This window comes from Bordetella sp. (genome assembly GCF_051960075.1).
Classification (GTDB): domain Bacteria; phylum Pseudomonadota; class Gammaproteobacteria; order Burkholderiales; family Burkholderiaceae_B; genus Bordetella.
This window is the reverse complement of sequence record NZ_JBQCER010000002.1, coordinates 17,722-36,825: the sequence shown is the minus strand read 5'-3', so window position 1 is coordinate 36,825 and position 19,104 is coordinate 17,722. Positions and strand designations below refer to the sequence as shown.

The following is a 19,104-nucleotide window of genomic DNA, read 5'->3' as shown; positions in this document are numbered from 1 at the left end:
AGGCAGGCCACCGGCAGTCAGGCTGTTTTCGCCTCGTCCAGCCCCAGTTCGTGACGCATGGTTTCGCGGATCTTGAACTTCTGGATCTTGCCCGTCACCGTCATGGGAAACGCGTCGACGAAGCGGATATAGCGCGGAATCTTCTGGTGCGCGATCTGCCCCTTGCAGAAGTCGCGCACGGCGTCTTCGGTCAGGGCCTGGCCCGGCTTGACGATGATCCAGGCGCAGAGTTCCTCGCCGTATTTCGGGTCGGGCACGCCCACGACCTGCACGTCCTGAATGGCCGGGTGGCGGTAAAGGAACTCCTCGATCTCGCGCGGGTACAGGTTTTCGCCGCCGCGGATGACCATGTCCTTGATGCGGCCGACGATGTTCACATAGCCTTCCTCGTCCATGGTGGCCAGGTCGCCCGTGTGCATCCAGCGCTCGTCGTCGATGGCTTCGCGCGTCTTGGCTTCGTCTTCCCAGTAGCCGTGCATGACGGAATAGCCGCGCGTGCACAGCTCGCCCGTCGCGCCGCGCGGCACCGTGGCGCCGGTGCCCGGATCGACGACCTTGACCTCCAGGTGCGGATGCACCCGGCCCACGGTGGACACGCGCTTTTGCTGCGGCGTGTCGGTGGCGCTCTGGCAACTGACCGGGCTGGTTTCGGTCATGCCATAGGCGATGGTGACCTCGCTCATGTGCATCAGGCCAACTACGCGCTTCATCACCTCGATGGGACAAGGCGAGCCCGCCATGATGCCGGTGCGCAGCGTGGATAGGTCGAACTCGGCAAAGCGCGGATGATCGAGCTCGGCGATGAACATGGTGGGCACGCCGTGCAGTCCGGTGCAGCGCTCTGCCTGCACGGTTTCGAGCACCAGCAGGGGATCGAAACCGTCGTTGGGGTAGACGATGGCCGAGCCGTGCGTAAGGCAGGCCAGGTTGCCCAGCACCATGCCGAAGCAGTGGTAGAGCGGCACCGGAATGCACAGGCGGTCGACGGGCGTGAGCTTCATGCACTCGCCGATGAAAAAGCCGTTGTTGAGAATGTTGCGATGCGTGAGCGTGGCGCCCTTGGGAAAACCCGTGGTGCCGCTGGTGAACTGGATATTGATCGGATCCGTATTCTTGAGGCTGCGTTGCACCTGGCCCACGCGGGCGTCGGCCGCGTCGCCCGAGGCGAGCAGCGCCGAAAAGCGCTGCATGCCGGGCTCCTCGCCGCCCTGCCCCGCCGTGTCGATCCACACTACCCGGCGCAGGTGCGGCAGGCGCGCCGAGTGCAGCTCACCCGGGCCGGCCGCGGCGAGTTCGGGCGCCAGTTCGCGCAGCATGGCCAGATAGTCGCTGGTCTTGAAGGTGGACATGGTCACCAGCAGCTTGCAGCCCACTTTGTTGAGCGCGTACTCGACCTCGGCCGTGCGGTAGGCCGGGTTGATGTTGACCAGGATGAGCCCGGCCTTGGCCGTGGCCAATTGCATCAGCACCCAGGCCGCATTGTTGTGCGACCAGATGCCCACGCGGTCGCCGGGCGCCAGGCCGGTGGCCAGCAAGGCGCTGGCCAGGCGGTTGGCCTCGGTCTGCAATTGACGGTAGGTATAGCGTTTACCCTCATGACGGCAGACCAGTGCTTCGCTTTGGGGCTGGGCATCTGCCATGGCATCGAAAAAATCGCCTATGGTCTGTTCTATCAGGGGGACGTCGGTGGGTCCCGCTGCATAGGAAAGACCCGAATCGATGGTGTTCACGCAAGTCTCCTCATGGTGTCGCCCGCGCAGTCTGGTGCTGCCCTGCGGTAAAGACGTGGGAAGTCTACCCCAGCCCATTGCGGCGTGGAACCTTGCGGCCTTGCTCGTTACTCAGGCCATAGCCGACCACGGCCCGCGCCGACAAACACGCGAAGGAAACGACAATCATGTCCAAGCAAAACCTCCAAACGTTGCTGCAACGCATCGGCCAGACAGTCGGCATTTCTGATCTGTCGCTGGATGACGACGGCTATTGCCTGCTGCGCCTGGACGGCACGCTGGACATTGCCGTCGAATTCATCGAAGAGGCCGAGCTCGTGGTGCTCACCGCACGCTGCGGTGCGCTCGGCGAGCAAAACCGCGAGGCCGTCCTGCAGCAGATCACCGACGCCAATTTCTACTGGACCGGTGCCGGCGGCGGCACACTGTCGACCAATTCGCGCGAAGGCATGGTCTATCTGCACTATCGCGAGTCGACCGCGCACCTGGATCAAGCCGGGCTCGAGAACCTGCTGCAGGCGCTGGTCATGAACACCGAACGCTGGGGCGCCCGCCTGGCCGCGGCCGGCGCCGCGCCGGCCGCCGCACCGGCCGCGCCCGACGCGGCAGTCCCCGGCGGTCTCTTCGCCAACCGGGCCTGAGGAACGCGCCATGACCGTCTCGCTGAACACCTACCGCGACGTTGCCAGCCTGGGCACCAACGTACGCTTCAAGCTCGATGAACAGACCGAGCTGCGCTCCGACGGCAGGCGCAATATCGGCAACATCTTCAGCCGTGCCTGGGACTGCATCACCCGCAGCGATGCGCAGGTCGCGTCCAACAAAGCGGTCGCCCAGGACTTCGTGCAGGCCTTGCGCGAGAAATACGGCGACGAAATCGCCAACACCATGTCGCGCGATTTGTCGGCCCAACTATCCAAGGGCAGGCCGCTGACCGGCTACCGCATCCAGCAGGTGATGGAAAAGGCCGAGAGGATGAGCAACAACATCCAGGCCAACAATAGGCAGTTGCTCGGAGAATGCCTGTCCGAGCTGACCGACTCGGCACTGTCCAGGCTTGGCGGCAAGGCCCAGGGCCTGACCCGTCAGGTCGCCGCGTTTGCGATACAGACCGCCATCTCGGAATCCCCCGAATTCCGGGAGCATGGGTTCAAGAATGCGCTGCACATCATCATGAACGAGTTCGGCGACGATGGCGACGGCTTCGCGCGGCAGCAGTTCCTCGAGCATTTTCAGGACCGTGCCCTCAAAACGCTGGAGTGCCGGCTTCTGATAAGCGACCTTCCGTTGGAGAAGAGCGTCCAGCTCGACGTCGATCACATGACGACATCGAAAGGCACCATGCAGGACGTCCGCGATCGGCTGGGCGAGAACGGCTTCGACGAAGAAGATCTGGCCTGGATACACCAGCAGGGCATGCACGTGGGCGACACCGTCATGCGCTTCTCGCCCGAGCAGATCGCGCTCTTGAAAAGCCGCGACCTGACCATCGAGCTGGGCCTGCAGTACCTGGACAAGGGCATCCCCATCCATGAACGCACGCTGGTCGGTGCCTACACCGACGGCCAGGTCCACGGCGAACCCCGCGCCCTGAGCGGCGGCGCGGTCAGCAAACCCTACGACGTGACCTACGGCGAGCGCCGCATGGTCTACAAAGAGCCGCAGTTCAATCCCAAGACGGGCGCGGAAAGCGGCTACGGCCCCTCGTCCAAGCTCCTGGGCATCGATGCGGAGCGCCCGCAGATGACGGTGCGCAACGTGGCCACCAAGGCCGTCGACGAACTGCTCGGATTCAACCTCGTGCCCGAAACGGGTATCGGCGTGCTCGGCGGCAAGGTCGGGCTGGTCATGGGCTACGCCGAAGGCATCACGCCCCGCTACGACGAAGACGTCAACACCACGGCGGAGATGTGGCCGACGATAGGCATGATGCTTGCCATGCACGACGATCCGCTGCAGGCCATCAAGGACGGCAATCCGGAGGCGCTCTCCACCTTGAAGGACGTGCTGGAAGCCAGCGAGTCCCGCTATGAGCTGAACGTCGACATCACCGACAGCGACATCGGCCAACGCATCCTGGCGCTCTCCACCGGCACGCCGCAGGAACAGGAAAAGGCCCAGGAAATCCTCGGCAAGATGCTCGGCCGGATAGAGGACGGACACGTCATCCAGGATCTGCGCATCACCGCCACGAGGCAACGCAGCGACGACGTGAATTTCGAGGACCCTGTGGTGCGGCGCGAGCTGGTGAAGCTGCAACTGCTGGACGCGCTCACCGCGCAAGGCGACCGGCACCAGGCCAACTACATCCTCAGGCATGACGACCAGGGCCGCTGCACCGGCCTCGTGGCCATCGACAACGACCAGGCTTTCGGTCCCAGCATCACCAACCCCAACGACCTCCTCTTTTCGGTCATGCAGGGCCGTGGCGTCGAAGGGCCCGATGGCGTGACGCGGCCGGGCACCGAGGGCCTGAACGGCGTGATGCTGCCCGGCGTGGTCGACCGCGAGATGAAGGCCGCCTTCGACGGCATCACTCCGGAGAACCTGCGCGCATCGCTCGCCGGCCTGCTTCCGGCCGCGGAAATCGACGCGGCCGTGCAGCGCCTGGACGTCATCAAGACGCACCTGGCCAAGCTGGAGCGCGAAGGCAAGATCATCGAACCCGGCGAATGGGGCGGCGCTCAAGCCACGACGGCCCTGCAGGGCCGATTCGACAGCTACGTGGGACGCGACCGCGCCTATGCCGGCACGCTGCGCGAGCACGAAGACACCGATCGGCAAAACCTGGAAGACCTTTTCAGGGTCTAAACCGAACGACGCCAAGGACGCATCATGACGACTTCCGACACGCTGCTCGACGCCTCCGCCCTGGACGCTGCCCGCGCGCTTTATCAAGACGAAGGCCTGGACCTCCCCCCCATCCCGGCCGGCTTCGTCCCGAGCCTGCGCCAGATCGACGCCACGGCCTACGCCACCCGCGACCTGGACTGGACGCTGTACGACTTCGGCCATTTCCTGAACGAGCTGCAATCCGGCAAGGCGGTCGAGCCCTACGTGGCCTTCGGCCTAGCCGGCCACGGCCTGACTCAGCAGGCGGCGCACTACTACGCCGTCACGCCGCATTGCGCGGTGCTGTTCCAGCTGCGTTGGGGCACGATCATGGACCGCCCCGAGCAGGACCGCGCCCGCCACAATGCCATGCTGTCCATCGCGCAACGGCTGCAGACCGCCGCCGACATGCTGGCGCGATCCGGCAAACTGCCCGCCGGCCAGCGCATGGTCGTGGCCGACAGCAGCCTGCACGGCGCGCGCTGGGCCTGGATGCCCGCGAACGCCGCGCCGCAAGGCGAGCCCGAATGGCATGCGAACCGCAGCGCCGCCGTGCAAGCCCTGGCGACCCTGATGCAACGGCGTTGACGGACCCGAGGCGCGACGTTATCGCCAAATGCGCGCCCTGCTTTGCCCGGATGGCGTCAGCGGGCCCCCGGGCCCGGCCTTGCCGCCAGCCGGTATTGGATCGATTCGGCCATGTGGCGCGGCTCGATGATGTCGGTCTCCTCCAGATCGGCCAGCGTGCGCGCCACGCGCAGCGCCCTGTGCTGGGCTCGCGCCGAACCGTCGAGCCTTTGCTGCGCCTGGCGCAGCAGATCGCGGGCCGCATCCGACATGGCGCAGTGGCGCTCCAGCTCTCTGCCCGCCAGGCGCGCGTTCAGACTGCCCTGCCGGGCCTGCTGCCGCGCGCGGCAGCGCACGACACGCTCGCGCACCGCCGCGGACGTCTCGCCCGCGGCGCCGTCCAGGACAACCGGGTCAACCGGCGGCACGCACACATGCAGATCGATGCGGTCCAGCAAAGGGCCAGACAGTTTGCTCGCGTAGCGCGTCACCTGGTCGGGCGTGCAGCGACAGGGCTTCGTGGGATGACCGCGCCAGCCGCAAGGACAGGGATTCATCGCAGCCACCAGTTGGAACAGGCAGGGGTACTCGACCTGACGCAGCGCCCTGGAAATGGCGACTCGGCCCGTCTCCATCGGTTCCCGCAAAGCTTCCAGCGCTTCGCGGCGGAATTCGGGCAGCTCGTCGAGGAACAGTACACCGTGATGGGCAAGACTGATTTCGCCCGGACGGGGGCGCGATCCGCCTCCGATCAACGCCGCCGCCGATACGAGATGATGCGGGGACCGCAGCGGAGGCTGCTCCGGGATGCCCGTCATACGCGCGCCGCCTTGCGTCAGACCGGTCAAGGCGGCGACCTCCAGGGCTTGCACGGACGACAGCGGCGGCAACAGACCCGGCAGGCGCTGCGCCAGCATGCTCTTGCCCGCACCCGGCGGCCCGCTCATCATCAGGCTGTGGCCGCCCGCCGCGCAGATCTCCAGCGCACGACGCGCGCCGGCCTGCCCCCTGACATCGGACAGACAGGGCGGCGCCTGGACCGGCAGGCGCTGGGCCGGCTCGGCAAGCGGCAGGCGCGCTGTGCCGGTCAGATGTGCCGCGACTTCGGTCAAGGTGCGCGCCACGTAAACGCGCAGGCCCGGCACCCAGGCGGCGATGCCCGCGCTGCCGGGCGGCAGGATCATCGCCGCGCCGGGGCGCTCGCGCGCCAGGCCCAGCGCCAGGGGCAAGGCCGAGGCCACCGGCACCAGCGCGCCGGTCAAGGACAGCTCGGCGGCCAGCACCAGATCGGCCAGCGCCTCGGGCGGCTGGCCTGCCGGCGGCGCCAACTGGCCCGAGGCCAACAGCACCCCCAGGGCAATGGGCAGGTCGAAGCGCGCAGACGCCTTGGGCAGATCGGCCGGCGACAGGTTGACGATGATGCGGCCGGAGGGGAATTCGTAGCCGCTATTGACCAGTGCGGCACGTACGCGTTCGCGGCTTTCACGCACCTCGGCCTCGGGCAGGCCCACGACATGAAAGGCGGGCAAACCGCTGCCTACGTGGGTTTCCACCCGCACGGCGGGCGCATCCAGACCCACCAAGGCTCGGCTGGCAAGAACGGCCAGGGTCATGAAAATGCCTCGCTCAGTTTAGGGAACGAGGCAGTATGCGATGGGTCCGCAAGCCGGCGGGGCAAAGCGGGATGGAAAAATCACAGCGCAATTGTGCGGATTGCGCCTGCTTTGCAAACCCGCATCGGCGGCGAGATCCGCGCCGAGCGCGGCCTGCAATCGACCGCCCTGCCCGCCGCCGGCCGGGCCAGCGCTTGAGTTAACTTCTGCCGCGACCGGCCGTTAAGAGATACGAGCAATCTCGGCGGCCACATCGCAGCTCAGGCGCGCCAAGGGTAATGCATGACCGCCGTCGCCTCTCTGGGCACATCCGTCCTGGCGCAGACACTCGCCTTGCAGACCGCTTCCAGCGCAAGCGCCGGGAGCGCTTTGCCGCAGGCCGCCGAGGCATCGCAAAGCACGCCCGCCTCGACTACGGTTTCGATCCGCGGCATCCAGGCGATGACGCCGCTGATCTACGCCATGCCCGCGCCGCAACCCGTCTGGGAAACCAACGTCGTGGACGGAATCAGCAAGGCCATGGCGCAGAACTTCTCCGCCCCGACCCTCTCGGGACGCCTGCAGGACTTAGGCCGCCTCATGCTGCAGCAAGTGGGCGGCGGCGAGAACGATTTCTCGCAATCGGTCTATCTGCCGTCCACCAATGCCGTGCCCAGCGCCTCGCTGGCCAGCGCCATGCAGTCCGCCCTGCATACGGGAGCCGACAACCAGATTTCGCTCGCCGTCACCCTGCGCGACGGCGCCAAGGTTCAGCTCGCACTGGGCGAGCAGAGCAACGGGCTCGCCGCAGCCATCACAGTCACCGGCGGCTCGCTTAGCGACGCCGACCGCTCGGCCCTGCTGAAAATGGCGGGCGGTTTCCAGCAGGTCATAGACGGGCTGACCTCATCCGCCCAGCCCACGCTCGCGCTGGACGGTCTCGTGCAGCAGTTCGACGCCAACGTATTTGCCGCGGTCGACCTGCATGCGTCCGTCGACGGCAACGGCCAGGGCGCGCAGACGGTGGACTTGCACCTCGACGGCGCACAGCGCTCGGTGCAGACCAGCGGCCCGCTGGGCGTCATGCAGATCAACGTGGACACATCCAACGCGGCCATCCTGGGCAGCGCCGGCCAGCAGGCCCAGGCAATCGGCAACTACCTGCAGCAGTTCGCCGCCGAAGGCGCGCGCGGACACGGCAACGCTCAACTCATCGCCATGTTCTCCGCGGCCTTCCAGTCGCTCAACAGCCATTACGGTTCTGCGTCTTCCCGCGCAGAGTCGCAGTTGCCCGTTGTCGGCGACGCGGCCCACAGCGTGATGACCGGCCTGGCCGACTTCAGCGCCACGCTGACGCAGGCCGCGCAATCGTCCAATCCCATGAAGCCGGGCGAGATGGACAGCTACGCTTACCAGGTTTCGCAGCGCACCACGGTGCAGAGCCGCAGTCGGTACGACTATACGATCACGCAGACGCAGCAGTCGCAGCTGCACGCCAGCTACCATGCGCCGCTGCAGGCCGGCAGCCCGCTCGCGCTCGACGGCAGCAAGGCATCGCAAAATTACTACTACGACCAGATCAACGACAGCGCGCAGAGCCAGGCGACGATCAGCTACATCGACGGCGCGCTGGCGCAGGCAACGTTGAACCAATCCGCCAGCGCGTCGCTGCGCATGCAGAAATACGTCATGGGCGACCTGGTGCAAGACATCACCACGCCCAGCCGACAATCATGGTCGAAAAATCTGCAGGATCTGCTCGACGGCGCAATGCAGAATCCAGGCAGCTCGCAGTCGACACTGAGCAATATCCACAGCCTGATCGGCCTGCCCACCAGCCCGGCGCAGTTGGCAGACAAGATCGGCTAGAGTTTTGCCCGCACCGCGGCGCTATGGCATCCGCCGCGCCAGCATGTCTTCGAACGCATCGAAAATGCGCTGCACATAGGGGTTTTTGAAACCGAGCACCGGATCGGCCGGGTTTTCCAGATGCACCAGCATGGTCGCGTTGGCCTCGAACACCAATACGCGGCCGTCGGGCAGCAGCGAAAAGTCCACGCCGCAATAATCCAGGTCCAGGCGCTCGCCAATGTCGCGCAATGCCGCCCAGGCCCCGGCCCCCAAGGCCTGTTGCGGCGCTTCCAGGAAGCGGCGCTCCTCGTCGGTCTTCCAGGCGTCGGATCGCATGTTCGCCGTCACATAATGCAGCATCCACTGTTCCCCGATGGCCAGGTGATACGGCATGGGTTTGCGGTCGATGAAGACCACGCGGTATTTGCGATAGAACCCGTCGGACGAGCAGTAGTCGCAAAACCGGCTCAGGTAATGCTCGCCAGGCTCCGCCTGCTTGCCGTGCACCTCGGCCTGCTGCGGGGTTTCGAGGCGCGTCAGCCCTTTGCCGCCGTGCCCGCCCACCGGCCGCAGCGTCGCCGGGTAAGCCAGGCCGGCCGTCTCGATCGCCGCGGCAAGGCTCACCCCCGAGCGGCCGTCCCAGCGCACCGTGGGCGGCATGGCAACGCCTTCGATGCCGGAAAGCAGATTCACGATCTGATCGCGCGACGTGCACATGACGCGATCCGGCGGATTGAGCACCGGTTTGTCGGCCGTGGCAAGCAAGGCCTGCGCCACCTTCAGGCCCCACTGCGCCTTGTCGGCATCGCCGATGGCGTTGAAGATCAGGTCGTAAGGCGGCAGTTCCTGGATGGGCCCGGTGATGCCGTATTCGATCGCCCAGCGTATCTGGCGATTGTGTTCGTCCGGCATCAGAAACTTCACCGGCACGTCATTCAGGCCGCTGCTGCACAAGCCCAGCACGCTGCGCCGCTGCGTCGGCCGATCCGCGTCGACATAAACGGATTGAAGCTGGTGCGCCCGATGGGCGTGACGCTCGGCTTCTTCGCCGCGATCCAGCTCGAGCATGGCCTTGCCCATGCCCAGGTGAGCCTGAACCAGATCGGGATCGAGCAGCAAGGCGCGCTTGTACCAATATCCGGCCATGCTCCATTCGCCGCGCTGCAAAAGCGCCTGCGCCAGGCCGCACAGATCGGTGGCGGAGCTGCGCAGAAGTGCCTCGTAGCCCAGGCGCGCCACCTCGGCATTCATGGGCAAGCCCGCCGCCTGCAAGGCCTGGGCATACAGACGGTACGCCTCGGGAACGAGCGGGTCGACGGTCGAGGCCTGTTCCAGCGCATCCATGGCCTGATCGAGCTGCCCGGCCTCGAGCAGCCTGCGCCCCTGGACAACCAGCGACGCCGCGGCTCCGAGCGAAGACGAGGCATCTCGGGCCGGAGGCTCTTCAACGAACTTCACCGCCCACTCCGGAACCGCATTCTTGTAGAAAACATGAAGGTTGTCGCTGAATGCGCCCACCTTGAATCCGTGCTGCCTGGCAAGCGCCACCAGGGCGCGCGACGTAAAAAGCGAAATATGACCGTTGCGCGGCGCGCAGTACCACCAGTTCTCGATGCCCTCGGCCATCACCTCGTCGGTGACCAGCAGCGTACTGAACAAAACCGCGCCGTCGTCGGCCAGGAATTTCTTCAGCTGGGCCATCAGTTCGTGCGGCTGAGGATGATGTTCGAACACCTCGAAGCACACCACCGTCCGGTAGCTTTCCGCGAGGGCGCGGCGCATGCCCGCTTCGCCATAGGGATCGTAGGAGTCGACGTTCGCGACCCCGCGCGATTTCAGTTCTTTTTCGAGCAGGCCCAGGCCGGAACCGAAGTCCAGCACATTGCCCCAGGCCATCTCCGGAAAGCTCCCGGAAATCAGCTCCGCGCTCATGGCCGGACGTTTGCCCAGGTAGTCGGGGTCGTGCCGGACGTAGTCGTCGTTGTAGATATAGGCGGAGAAATCCTGCCTGGTCCATCCGTCCATAGCCGGCGTGAAAACGAAGCCGCATTCGTCGCAGCAAAAATACGAGATGGGCACGCCGGCATGGGGCTCGACAGGGGTGCCTTGCGTCCGGTCCTCGCAAGAGCGGGAGAAATCGACGGCGCCGCACAGGCGACCGGCGCCGCCGCAGCATTTGCAGATGGCGTGGCTCGATGAAACCCGCGTTTTCTCCAGAAGCCCTGCTCCAATCGTCATCTTCCCTCCCGGCTCTATGCCATTCGCCGCGCCAGCATGCTTTCGAATGCGTCGAAAATGCGCTGCACGTATGGGTTTTTGAAACACAGGACCGCATCGTCGCCGTTTTCCGGATGCACCAGCATGGTGGCATTGGCTTCAAACACCAACACGCGGCCGTCGGGCAGCAGCGAGAAGTCCACGCCGCAGTAATCCAGGTCCAGGCGCTCGCCGATCTCGCGTACCGCGGCCCAGGCGGCGGCGCCCAGCGCAGCCTGCGGGGCGTCGAGAAAGCGGCGTTCTTCTTCGGTTTTCCAGGCATGCGACCGCATGTCCGCCGTCACATAGTGCAGCACCCAGTTCTCGCCGATGGCCAAGTGGTAGGGCAACGGCTCGCGATCGACGAACACGACACGGTACTTGCGGAAAAATCCGTCGGCGCTGCGGTAGTCGCAGTAGCGGCTCAGATACATCTCGCCCGGCTCGCCGCGTCCTGCTTCTTGCGCCTGCGGCGCCGAGTCCAGGCGCTGCAGCCCGGTGCCGCCATGCTTGCCCACGGGGCGGACGGTCACGGGGTATTGCAGGCCGGCCGACGCGATCGCCTCGGCCAGATCCGTGTTCGCGCCGGGATTCCAGCGCGCCGTGGGCGGAATGTAAACGCCGTCCAGGCCCGCCAGCAGTGCGGGAATCTGATCGCGCGAGGTGCGCAGGATGCGGTCCGGCGGATTGAGCACCGGCTTGCCCGCGGCCGGAACGAAGCGCGCCGCCGCCTCCAGGCCCTGGGGTGCCCGGTCGGCGTCGCCGATGGCGTTGAAAACCAGGTCGTATGGCGGCAGCTCGCGAACCGGCCCGACGATGCCGAACTCGATCGTCCAGCGTATCTGGCGGCTGGTCGGCGTGGGCATGAGAAATTGCAGCGGCACGTTGTCATGGCCGCTGGTGCACAGCACGAGCACGCTGCGTCGCTGCATCGGCCACACCTGGTCGATGAAAATCGATTGCCGCATGCAGGCGTTGCGTGCGCAAATTTCGGACTCGTCGTCGCGGCCCAGCTCGTGCAGGGCGATGCCCATGTGCAGGTGCGTGTCCGCCATGTCCGGGTCGAGCAGTACGGCGCGCAAAAACCAATAACCGGCCGCGTCCCATTGCTTGTGGCGGGCATAAGAGGTGCCGATGGCGATGAGGTCTCCCGCCGCGCGCTCCCGAATCGCCCTGGCGGCCAGGCGCGCCGCCGTGGCGTCGGCCTCGTGGCCCGCGGCCTGCATGGCCTTGGCAAGAACCTCATAAAGCCCGGGCTCGAGCGGCCGGGCGACCGTCGCCTGCTGCAACGGCTTGATCGCCTCTTCGGTCTGCCCCGCCTTCAGCAAGGCTTGCGCCTGGACGATCAGGCGCGAGGCGACGTCGTCCAGATGCGCCGAGGTATCCTGCGGCTCGGCTATGCCGGCCGTATCGGGTATGAGCATGGATGTTGCACGCCGCGGCCGGCGTCGCGGTGAAATTATTCGGCCGTGGTCTTGCCCGATTCGATGGCGTCGAGCCTGGACTGCAACTGCCGCAGTTGCTCGCTCAACTGATCCACCTTGCTCCGCGCGCGGGCCAGCATATCGGCCTGCACGTCGAATTCTTCACGCGTGACCAGATCCATGCGGGTAAAGGCCTGAGTCATCATCGAGCGGACGTTGCGTTCGATGTCCGCGGCCGGGCTCTTGGCGATGAGCTCGGAAATATTCTTCTGGAAATCTTCCATCCACTGGGTACGGTTCATGGCTGCCTCCGTGCCGATATAGCCGATGACCTCAGTGTAGCCCTGCCGGTCTTGCGCCGCGCGGGAAAAGCCCGGTCTCGACGCAGGCTTTGGAAAAAAAGAATGGCCCACCTGCCAGCGGGCCGCAAAAGGGCGCATTGCCTAACGCCTAAAGAGCATTGTTCACGAATATTCCGCGTTGCACAAACATCGGCTTGTAAATCGGCGTATCCCGCGCCTGCCCGACTGCGCCCGGCTATCCCCGCTGCAGGCCTTTTGCAGTTTGCTACAAATTTTCCGCCAAGGTCGGCCGCCCCCGCTGCGCCCCGCTTTGTGCCATGAATCCGGGCCTCCATGCACCAATAGAGCCCACGTTATGCACCAAAATGGAACTTCATGGACGGATCGGGTTGTTGCAGCGCGTTCCTGAAGTTGGCACGGCTTTTGCTTTTGATCTGGCATCACCGCGCCAACACAAAAGGAACCGCCATGAAACTCATCACTGCCATCATCAAGCCCTTCAAGCTGGACGAAGTGCGGGTGGCCCTGTCCAGCATCGGTGTGCAGGGCCTGACCGTCACCGAGGTCAAAGGCTTCGGCCGCCAGAAAGGTCACACCGAGCTCTACAGAGGCGCCGAATATGTCGTGGACTTTTTGCCCAAGGTCCGCGTCGAAGCCGCTGTGCCCGAGCATCAGGTCGAACAGGCCGTCGAGGCCATCGAGCAGGCGGCACGCACCGGCAAGATCGGCGACGGCAAGATTTTCGTCTCGCCGCTCGACGAAGTCATCCGCATCCGCACCGGTGAATCCGGCGAAGCGGCGCTGTAAGGGCCGCCAAGCGCAGCCGCAACGAATCTCGCACAAAAAAACTGGAGTTCTCGATAATGGATAAAGCAGATATTTCCTGGATGCTGGTCTCGACCCTGCTCGTGCTCATGATGGCCGTGCCGGGACTGGGCCTGTTTTACGGCGGCCTGGTGCGCAGCAAGAACATGCTGTCCGTGCTGATGCAGGTCACCTGCACGTTCACGGTGGCCCTGATCCTCTGGTTCGCCTACGGCTACTCGCTGGCGTTCACCGACGGCAATGCCTTCTTCGGCGGTTTCTCGCGCGTGTTCTTCTCGGGCATGTTCAACCCGGGAACCGGCAAATACGCCATGAACAGCACGCTGACCGAGATCCTGTATGCCTCGTTCCAGGCTACCTTCGCCGGCATCACCTGCGCGCTGATCGTGGGCAGCTTTGCCGAGCGTGCCCGCTTCTCGGCCGTGCTGGTGTTCACGGTGATCTGGTTCACGTTCGCCTACGTACCCATTGCCCACATGGTCTGGTACGCGGTGCCCACGGGTCAGAAGGGAGTCTCGGGCCTCTTCGCGGCCGCGGGCGCCCTGGACTTTGCCGGCGGCACGGTGGTGCACATCAACGCCGGTATCGCCGGTCTGGTGGGCGCCTATGTGATCGGCAAGCGCGTAGGCTACGGCCGCGAATCGATGCAGCCGCACAACCTGGTCATGACTTACATCGGCGCGATGCTGCTGTGGGTGGGCTGGTTCGGCTTTAACGCCGGTTCGGCCGTCGCGTCGAATGAACTGGCCACGCTGGCTTTCTTCAACACCCTGATCGCAACCGCCGCCGCCTCGCTGGCCTGGCTCTTCACCGAATGGCTGATCAAGAGCAAGCCCTCGATGCTGGGCGCTGCCTCCGGCGCCGTCGCCGGTCTGGTGGGCATCACGCCGGCTGCCGGCTTCGTGGGTCCCGTGGGCGCCTTCGTGCTGGGCATCCTGGTGGGCATGATCTGCGTCTGGGGCGTCAACGGTCTGAAGCGCATGCTGCGCGCCGACGACGCGCTGGACGTGTTCGGCGTGCACGGCGTGGGCGGCATCTGCGGCGCACTGCTGACCGGCGTGCTCAGCGCCAAGGCACTGGGCGGCACGACGCTGGACACGATGGGCGCCATCGGCGGCCAGGTGCTGATCCAGCTCGAAGCCATCGTCACCACCCTGGTGTGGTCCGGCGTCGTGGCCCTGATCGCCTACAAGATCGCCGACAAGCTCTGCGGCCTGCGCGTGCCTGAAGACGAGGAGCGCGAGGGCCTGGACATCACCACCCACGGCGAATCGGCTTATCACAGCTAAAACATGAGGGGCTTGGCAAGACCGGCCGGTAAACGGACCGGTCGCCCCCAAGGGGAACGGCGCCGCAACGGCGCCGTTTTTTTTTGTGCCGGGAAACGATAGATTCAGTTGGCGACGCAGGCGTCGATCAAGCACGCCGCCGCCTGCGCCAAATGCCGCGTCGGTCCGCCTATTCCCAGCAGCTGACTCGACGCATAGGCGCCTTCCATCAGCAGTTGCAGGCCGTCGCCCAGCATGTCGGGATCGCTTGCGCCCATGCGGCGCGCCATGTCGATCAGGCGTTCGCGCACCTTGCGCTTGTTGGCCACCGACACCCGCCGGGCGGGATGATCGGCCTCGGGGTATTCGATGCAGGCATTGGTCAGCCCGCAGCCGCGGTAGTCGGGCCTGTCGGCTCTTTCGGCCAGGGCAGTGAAATAGGCCAGTATCTGCGCGCGCGGATCATCGGGATGCGCCTGTGCCGCCGCAACCAAGCGACTCCAGAACTCCACTTCATAGTCGCGTAAATAGGCCGCGGCCAGTTCGTCCTTGGACGCGAAGGTACGATAGAGGCTGGGCGTGGTCACGCCCGCCTCGGCCACGATGGCGTCCACACCCACGGCGCGGATGCCCTGGTGATAGAACAGATCTCGCGCGCTGCGGCGGATGCGGTCGGCCGCACGCGGCGGGGGGGATTCGGGGCGTTGTTCTTTTGCCATGCTTGCTGCTCCATCCGAGCGGACGGCATTGGTCCGAAGCGGGATGAGAAAAGTCCGGAAAACGACTTGACGATGTTACTGACTAGTACGTACTATACGCCAACCTCAACGTACCGGTCAGTAACACCCATGTCCTCCTCCGCCAATACCGCGCCCGTTCCTCGCCTGGGTCAACGCTACGCCTTCGTGGTGGTCGGCGTCATTTTCTTCTGCCTGCTGTTTTCGGCCGGTCTGCGCGCCACGCCCAGCGTGCTGCTCGATCCGCTGCAACAGTCCTTCGGCTGGAGCCGTTCGATCATTTCGTTGGCTGCCGCCATCGGCATCTTTTTCTACGGCATGGTCGGCCCCTTCGCGGCTGCGGCCATGGATCACTTCGGACTGCGCCGCGTCGTGCTGGCATCCCTGGTTGCCATGGCCATTTCCAGCGCAGCCAGTGCCTACATGACCCAGACCTGGCACCTCATCGCGCTGTGGGGGCTGTTTTCCGGCATCGCGTCGGGCGCTGTAGCCACGGTGCTGGGCGCCACCATCGCCAACCGCTGGTTCGTCAGGCACCGCGGCCTGGCCATGGGCATTCTTACCGCCAGCACCGCCACCGGCAACCTGATCTTCCTGCCGGCGCTGGCGGCGCTGGCCTCATCCGGGGATTGGCGGCGAGCCGGGTGGGCCGTGGCCATCGCCAGGCTGGTCATGGTGCCGCTGGTATGGAAGCTGGTGCCCGGCCGCCCGGCCGACGTCGGCCTGCTGCCCTATGGCAGCGACCCGGCCAATCCGCCCGCGCCCGCCGCGCCGCGCGCCGGTTTCATGGCTACGACGTTCGGTGCGCTCAAGCGCGCCAGCCGCACCAGGGCCTTCTGGTACCTGTTCGCCACATTCTGGGTCTGCGGCTTCACCACCAACGGTTTGGTAGGCACGCACCTCATCGCGCTGTGCGGCGATCACGGTATTGCGCCGGTCGCCGCCGCCGGCCTGCTGTCGCTGATGGGCGTGTTCGACCTGATCGGCACCACCGCCTCGGGCTGGCTCACCGACCGCTACGATCCGCGCAAGCTGCTCTTTGTCTACTACGGCCTGCGCGGCGTGTCGCTGATCATCCTGCCCTACACCAACTTCTCGTTCTACAGCCTGTCCATCTTCGCCGTGTTCTATGGTCTGGACTGGATCGCCACCGTGCCGCCCACGCTGCGCCTGGCCAGCGACGCCTTCGGCGACCGCGACGCGCCGATCGTGTTCGGCTGGATCGTCGCGGGCCACCAGATCGGCGCCGCCACGGCCGCCTGGATGGGCGGCGCCATACGCCAGGCCACCGGCAGCTACCTCACGGCTTTCGTCATCTCGGGCGCCACAGGCATCCTCGCCGCGGTGATCGCCCTGATGGTCAAGCGCCAGCGCGCCACGCCCGAGCCTGTGGCAGCCTGATCGATGCGCCGCGCCCGCAGGCCTACTGCGCCGGCGCGGCGGCTTTCACACGAGCCGGCGGGGCATTGTCGATGTGGCGAAACAGCAGCGCCGACACCAGCGTGATTCCGCCGACGCAGACGAAGCTGAACGCGAAACCGCCTTGCGTCGTTCCCCAGTGCGCGGCGAAAACCTGCACCAGGCCGCCGCCGATCGACACGCCCAAGCCCAGTGCCAGCATCTGCACCATCGAGAACAGACTGTTGCCGCTGCCGGCGTCCTCGCGCGACAGGTTCTTGAGCGTGGCGCTGTTCATTGCGGCGAACTGCATGGAATTGGCGCCGCCGAAGATCGCGAGGATGACGATGGCGACGATAGGCGGCGATGCGGGCGACACCAGGGCGAACGCCATGATGGACGCGCCGACGATCAGCGTATTGACGCGCAGAAAGCCGCGATAGCCGAAACGCCTGACCAGCGGCACGATCCAGCTCTTGGCCAGCGTGCCGGTCAGCGCCGCCGGCAACATCATCAGGCCTGAGCGGATCGGGCTGTAGCCCAGCTGCAGCTGCATCAGCAAGGGCACGAGAAAAGGCATGGCGCTGGCGCCGACGCGCGCCACCAGATTGCCGGCCAGACCGATGCTGAAGTTGGGTTCGCGGAACAGGCCGAGCCGGAACAGCGGCTCGCGCGAACGCCGGGCATGAGGAATATAGGCCAGCGCGGTCGCCATGCTCAGCAGGAACAGGCCGATCGACCAGGCGATGCGGTGGCTATGCATGGGCACGTCGACAGCCAGCGAGAATGCCGCCATGCACAGCGACAGCAGGCCGCAGCCGATCACATCGAAGCGCGGCGTGCGATCGACGCTACTCTCGGGCATATAGCGCAGCACCGCGAACAGGCCGACGATGCCGATGGGCAAATTGACCAGAAAGATCCAGTGCCACGATGCGGCCTCGACGAACCAGCCGCCCAGCGTAGGCCCGACGATGGGGCCTGCCTGACCGGCAATCGAGGTGAACGCCAGCGCGGCCACGTATTGCTCGCCCGGCACATTGCGCAAGAGCGACAGGCGGCCGATGGGCAGCAGCATCGATCCGCCCACGCCCTGCAGCACGCGCGCGGCGGTCAACTGGCCCAGCGTATGAGCGCCGGCGCAGCACAGCGAGCCGATGACGAAAATCAGGATCGCGGCGAAAAAAACCCGACGCGTACCGAACTTGTCGGCCAGCCAACCTGAGGCCGGCGTCAGAATCGCCATGGTCAGCGCATAGGCCACCACCACCGGCTGCATTGCCAGGGGCTTCTCATTAAGGTTGTGGGCAATAGCCGGCAGGGCGGTGTTGATGATCGTCGTGTCCAGCGTCTGCATGAAGAAGCCGGCGGCGACGAGCCATAGGAATGCGGTGTGGGAATGCTTGGAAGACATCTGGAGTTCGGCACGTGGCGCCGGCCGGGCGGCAGGCATCGCGCGGCCGGAAAATCGATAACACCTTCATCATAGAACCGAACCGTGCAGCCTGCCCAATCCGCTCCTCATGCCGTCGGCTGCAGCCCGCCGCCTCAGTCGCGCAGCGCCTGGACCTGCCGTTTCCACAACGTCCAGGGGCGTTCCATGACGCTCAGGCTGGTCTCGTTGTAGGCCTTGCCTTCCTCGTCGTCCAGGTAGGTGACGTCGCCGCCCAGGCCAATGGCCTTTTGCTGCATGCCCGCGTTCAATTCGGTGTAAATCGCGCGATAGACCGACATCGGCAAGGTCGGTCCCGTCGCCACGAAGCCATGGCCGCGCATCAGCGCCACGTCCGAACGCCCCAGCGTCTCGGCCAGCGCCCTGCCCTGCGCGCTGTTGCGCACCAGCATGTCGGTGCAGCCGAAGCAGTGGCGCATATCGAACACCGGCGAGCCGTTCGAGAGAAAGCCCGCCATGTGATAGATGGGGCGCAGTCTGACGGACGAGGCCGCGAAGGGAATGACCGAGGGAGAATGGCTGTGCACCACGGAATTGACGTCGGGACGCAGGCGGTAGATCTCGGCGTGGATCCAGGTTTCCAGGTAGCGCTTGCGCGTGTCGCCATCCACCGGCTGACAGTCGAGATCGAGCGTGAGAATGTCTTCGGGCCGGACCAGCTCGGGCGCCATCGATTGCGCGATCAGGAAGCGGTTCGGGTTGCGGGGATCGCGTACGCTGACGTGGCCGAAGCCGTCTAGCACGCCGTGGTGGGCAAGGATGTGATTGGCCGAGGCCAAGTCGGCGAGCAACTGCGTCAAATTGCCTGCGTCGTGCGTCGTGGTCGCAGGGGTATAAGACTTCTGGGTCATGTCGAATCTCTCAGGCAA

The 19,104-nt window shown here is 65.5% G+C and carries 15 protein-coding genes; 7 read left to right on the top strand and 8 right to left on the bottom strand.

Translation table 11 applies throughout. From position 1 onward, the window contains the following. Positions 1–17: 17 nt before the first annotated feature. Entirely contained in the window at positions 18–1,730 is a 1,713-nt protein-coding gene (locus ACTHJ1_RS00210; RefSeq protein ID WP_440186218.1) for an AMP-binding protein, read from the bottom strand. Positions 1,731–1,897: 167 nt separating this feature from the next. On the opposite strand from ACTHJ1_RS00210, the gene ACTHJ1_RS00205 reads away from it, so the two are divergent. Genes ACTHJ1_RS00205 through ACTHJ1_RS00195 form a run of 3 tightly spaced genes read left to right on the top strand, consistent with a single transcriptional unit; the run spans position 1,898 to position 5,150 of the window. Continuing rightward, complete coding sequence (locus tag ACTHJ1_RS00205; RefSeq protein WP_440186216.1) at positions 1,898–2,371, top strand: type III secretion system chaperone; 474 nt, start codon at positions 1,898–1,900, stop codon at positions 2,369–2,371. Positions 2,372–2,381: 10 nt separating this feature from the next. Continuing rightward, the gene (locus ACTHJ1_RS00200; protein WP_440186214.1) at positions 2,382–4,541 is read left to right on the top strand and encodes a hypothetical protein; all 2,160 of its coding nucleotides are present in this window, start codon (positions 2,382–2,384) and stop codon (positions 4,539–4,541) included. A gap of 24 nt (positions 4,542–4,565) precedes the next feature. Then, entirely contained in the window at positions 4,566–5,150 is a 585-nt protein-coding gene (locus ACTHJ1_RS00195; RefSeq protein WP_440186212.1) for a hypothetical protein, read from the top strand. A gap of 56 nt (positions 5,151–5,206) precedes the next feature. Here ACTHJ1_RS00195 and ACTHJ1_RS00190 read toward each other — a convergent pair whose 3' ends face one another. Continuing rightward, the gene (locus tag ACTHJ1_RS00190; protein WP_440186210.1) at positions 5,207–6,742 is read right to left on the bottom strand and encodes a YifB family Mg chelatase-like AAA ATPase; all 1,536 of its coding nucleotides are present in this window, start codon (positions 6,740–6,742) and stop codon (positions 5,207–5,209) included. Positions 6,743–7,024: 282 nt separating this feature from the next. Between ACTHJ1_RS00190 and ACTHJ1_RS00185 the strand changes: the two genes are divergently transcribed. Next, the gene (locus ACTHJ1_RS00185; protein WP_440186208.1) at positions 7,025–8,590 is read left to right on the top strand and encodes a hypothetical protein; all 1,566 of its coding nucleotides are present in this window, start codon (positions 7,025–7,027) and stop codon (positions 8,588–8,590) included. Positions 8,591–8,611: 21 nt separating this feature from the next. On the opposite strand, the gene ACTHJ1_RS00180 is transcribed toward ACTHJ1_RS00185, so the two are convergent. The 3 genes from ACTHJ1_RS00180 to ACTHJ1_RS00170 are packed head-to-tail and all read right to left on the bottom strand — an operon-like array spanning position 8,612 to position 12,554. Then, positions 8,612–10,810: a methyltransferase domain-containing protein gene (locus ACTHJ1_RS00180; protein WP_440186206.1), complete on the bottom strand. Its 2,199-nt coding sequence runs from the start codon at positions 10,808–10,810 to the stop codon at positions 8,612–8,614. Positions 10,811–10,824: 14 nt separating this feature from the next. Beyond that, positions 10,825–12,252, bottom strand: coding sequence for a hypothetical protein (locus tag ACTHJ1_RS00175; RefSeq protein ID WP_440186204.1), 1,428 nt, complete (start codon positions 12,250–12,252; stop codon positions 10,825–10,827). Positions 12,253–12,287: 35 nt separating this feature from the next. Then, the gene (locus tag ACTHJ1_RS00170; protein ID WP_440186202.1) at positions 12,288–12,554 is read right to left on the bottom strand and encodes an accessory factor UbiK family protein; all 267 of its coding nucleotides are present in this window, start codon (positions 12,552–12,554) and stop codon (positions 12,288–12,290) included. A gap of 468 nt (positions 12,555–13,022) precedes the next feature. Between ACTHJ1_RS00170 and ACTHJ1_RS00165 the strand changes: the two genes are divergently transcribed. Further along, positions 13,023–13,361, top strand: a complete 339-nt coding sequence (locus ACTHJ1_RS00165) for a P-II family nitrogen regulator (protein ID WP_440186200.1) — start codon at positions 13,023–13,025, stop codon at positions 13,359–13,361. Between the two features lie 56 nt (positions 13,362–13,417). Then, positions 13,418–14,668, top strand: a complete 1,251-nt coding sequence (locus ACTHJ1_RS00160) for an ammonium transporter (RefSeq protein ID WP_440186198.1) — start codon at positions 13,418–13,420, stop codon at positions 14,666–14,668. Positions 14,669–14,772: 104 nt separating this feature from the next. On the opposite strand, the gene ACTHJ1_RS00155 is transcribed toward ACTHJ1_RS00160, so the two are convergent. Next, positions 14,773–15,366, bottom strand: coding sequence for a TetR/AcrR family transcriptional regulator (locus tag ACTHJ1_RS00155; RefSeq protein ID WP_440186196.1), 594 nt, complete (start codon positions 15,364–15,366; stop codon positions 14,773–14,775). 129 nt (positions 15,367–15,495) lie between these two features. Between ACTHJ1_RS00155 and ACTHJ1_RS00150 the strand changes: the two genes are divergently transcribed. Continuing rightward, the gene (locus tag ACTHJ1_RS00150; RefSeq protein ID WP_440186194.1) at positions 15,496–16,785 is read left to right on the top strand and encodes an MFS transporter; all 1,290 of its coding nucleotides are present in this window, start codon (positions 15,496–15,498) and stop codon (positions 16,783–16,785) included. A 22-nt stretch (positions 16,786–16,807) separates the two neighbouring features. Here ACTHJ1_RS00150 and mdtD read toward each other — a convergent pair whose 3' ends face one another. Both mdtD and ACTHJ1_RS00140 read right to left on the bottom strand, forming a co-directional pair. Continuing rightward, a complete protein-coding gene (gene mdtD / locus ACTHJ1_RS00145; RefSeq protein WP_440186192.1) occupies positions 16,808–18,196 on the bottom strand; it encodes a multidrug transporter subunit MdtD in 1,389 nt (462 codons plus the stop codon). A gap of 134 nt (positions 18,197–18,330) precedes the next feature. Next, on the bottom strand, positions 18,331–19,086 hold the full coding sequence (locus tag ACTHJ1_RS00140; protein WP_440186190.1) for a class II aldolase/adducin family protein: 756 nt from the start codon (positions 19,084–19,086) through the stop codon (positions 18,331–18,333). Between the last annotated feature and the right edge of the window lie 18 nt (positions 19,087–19,104).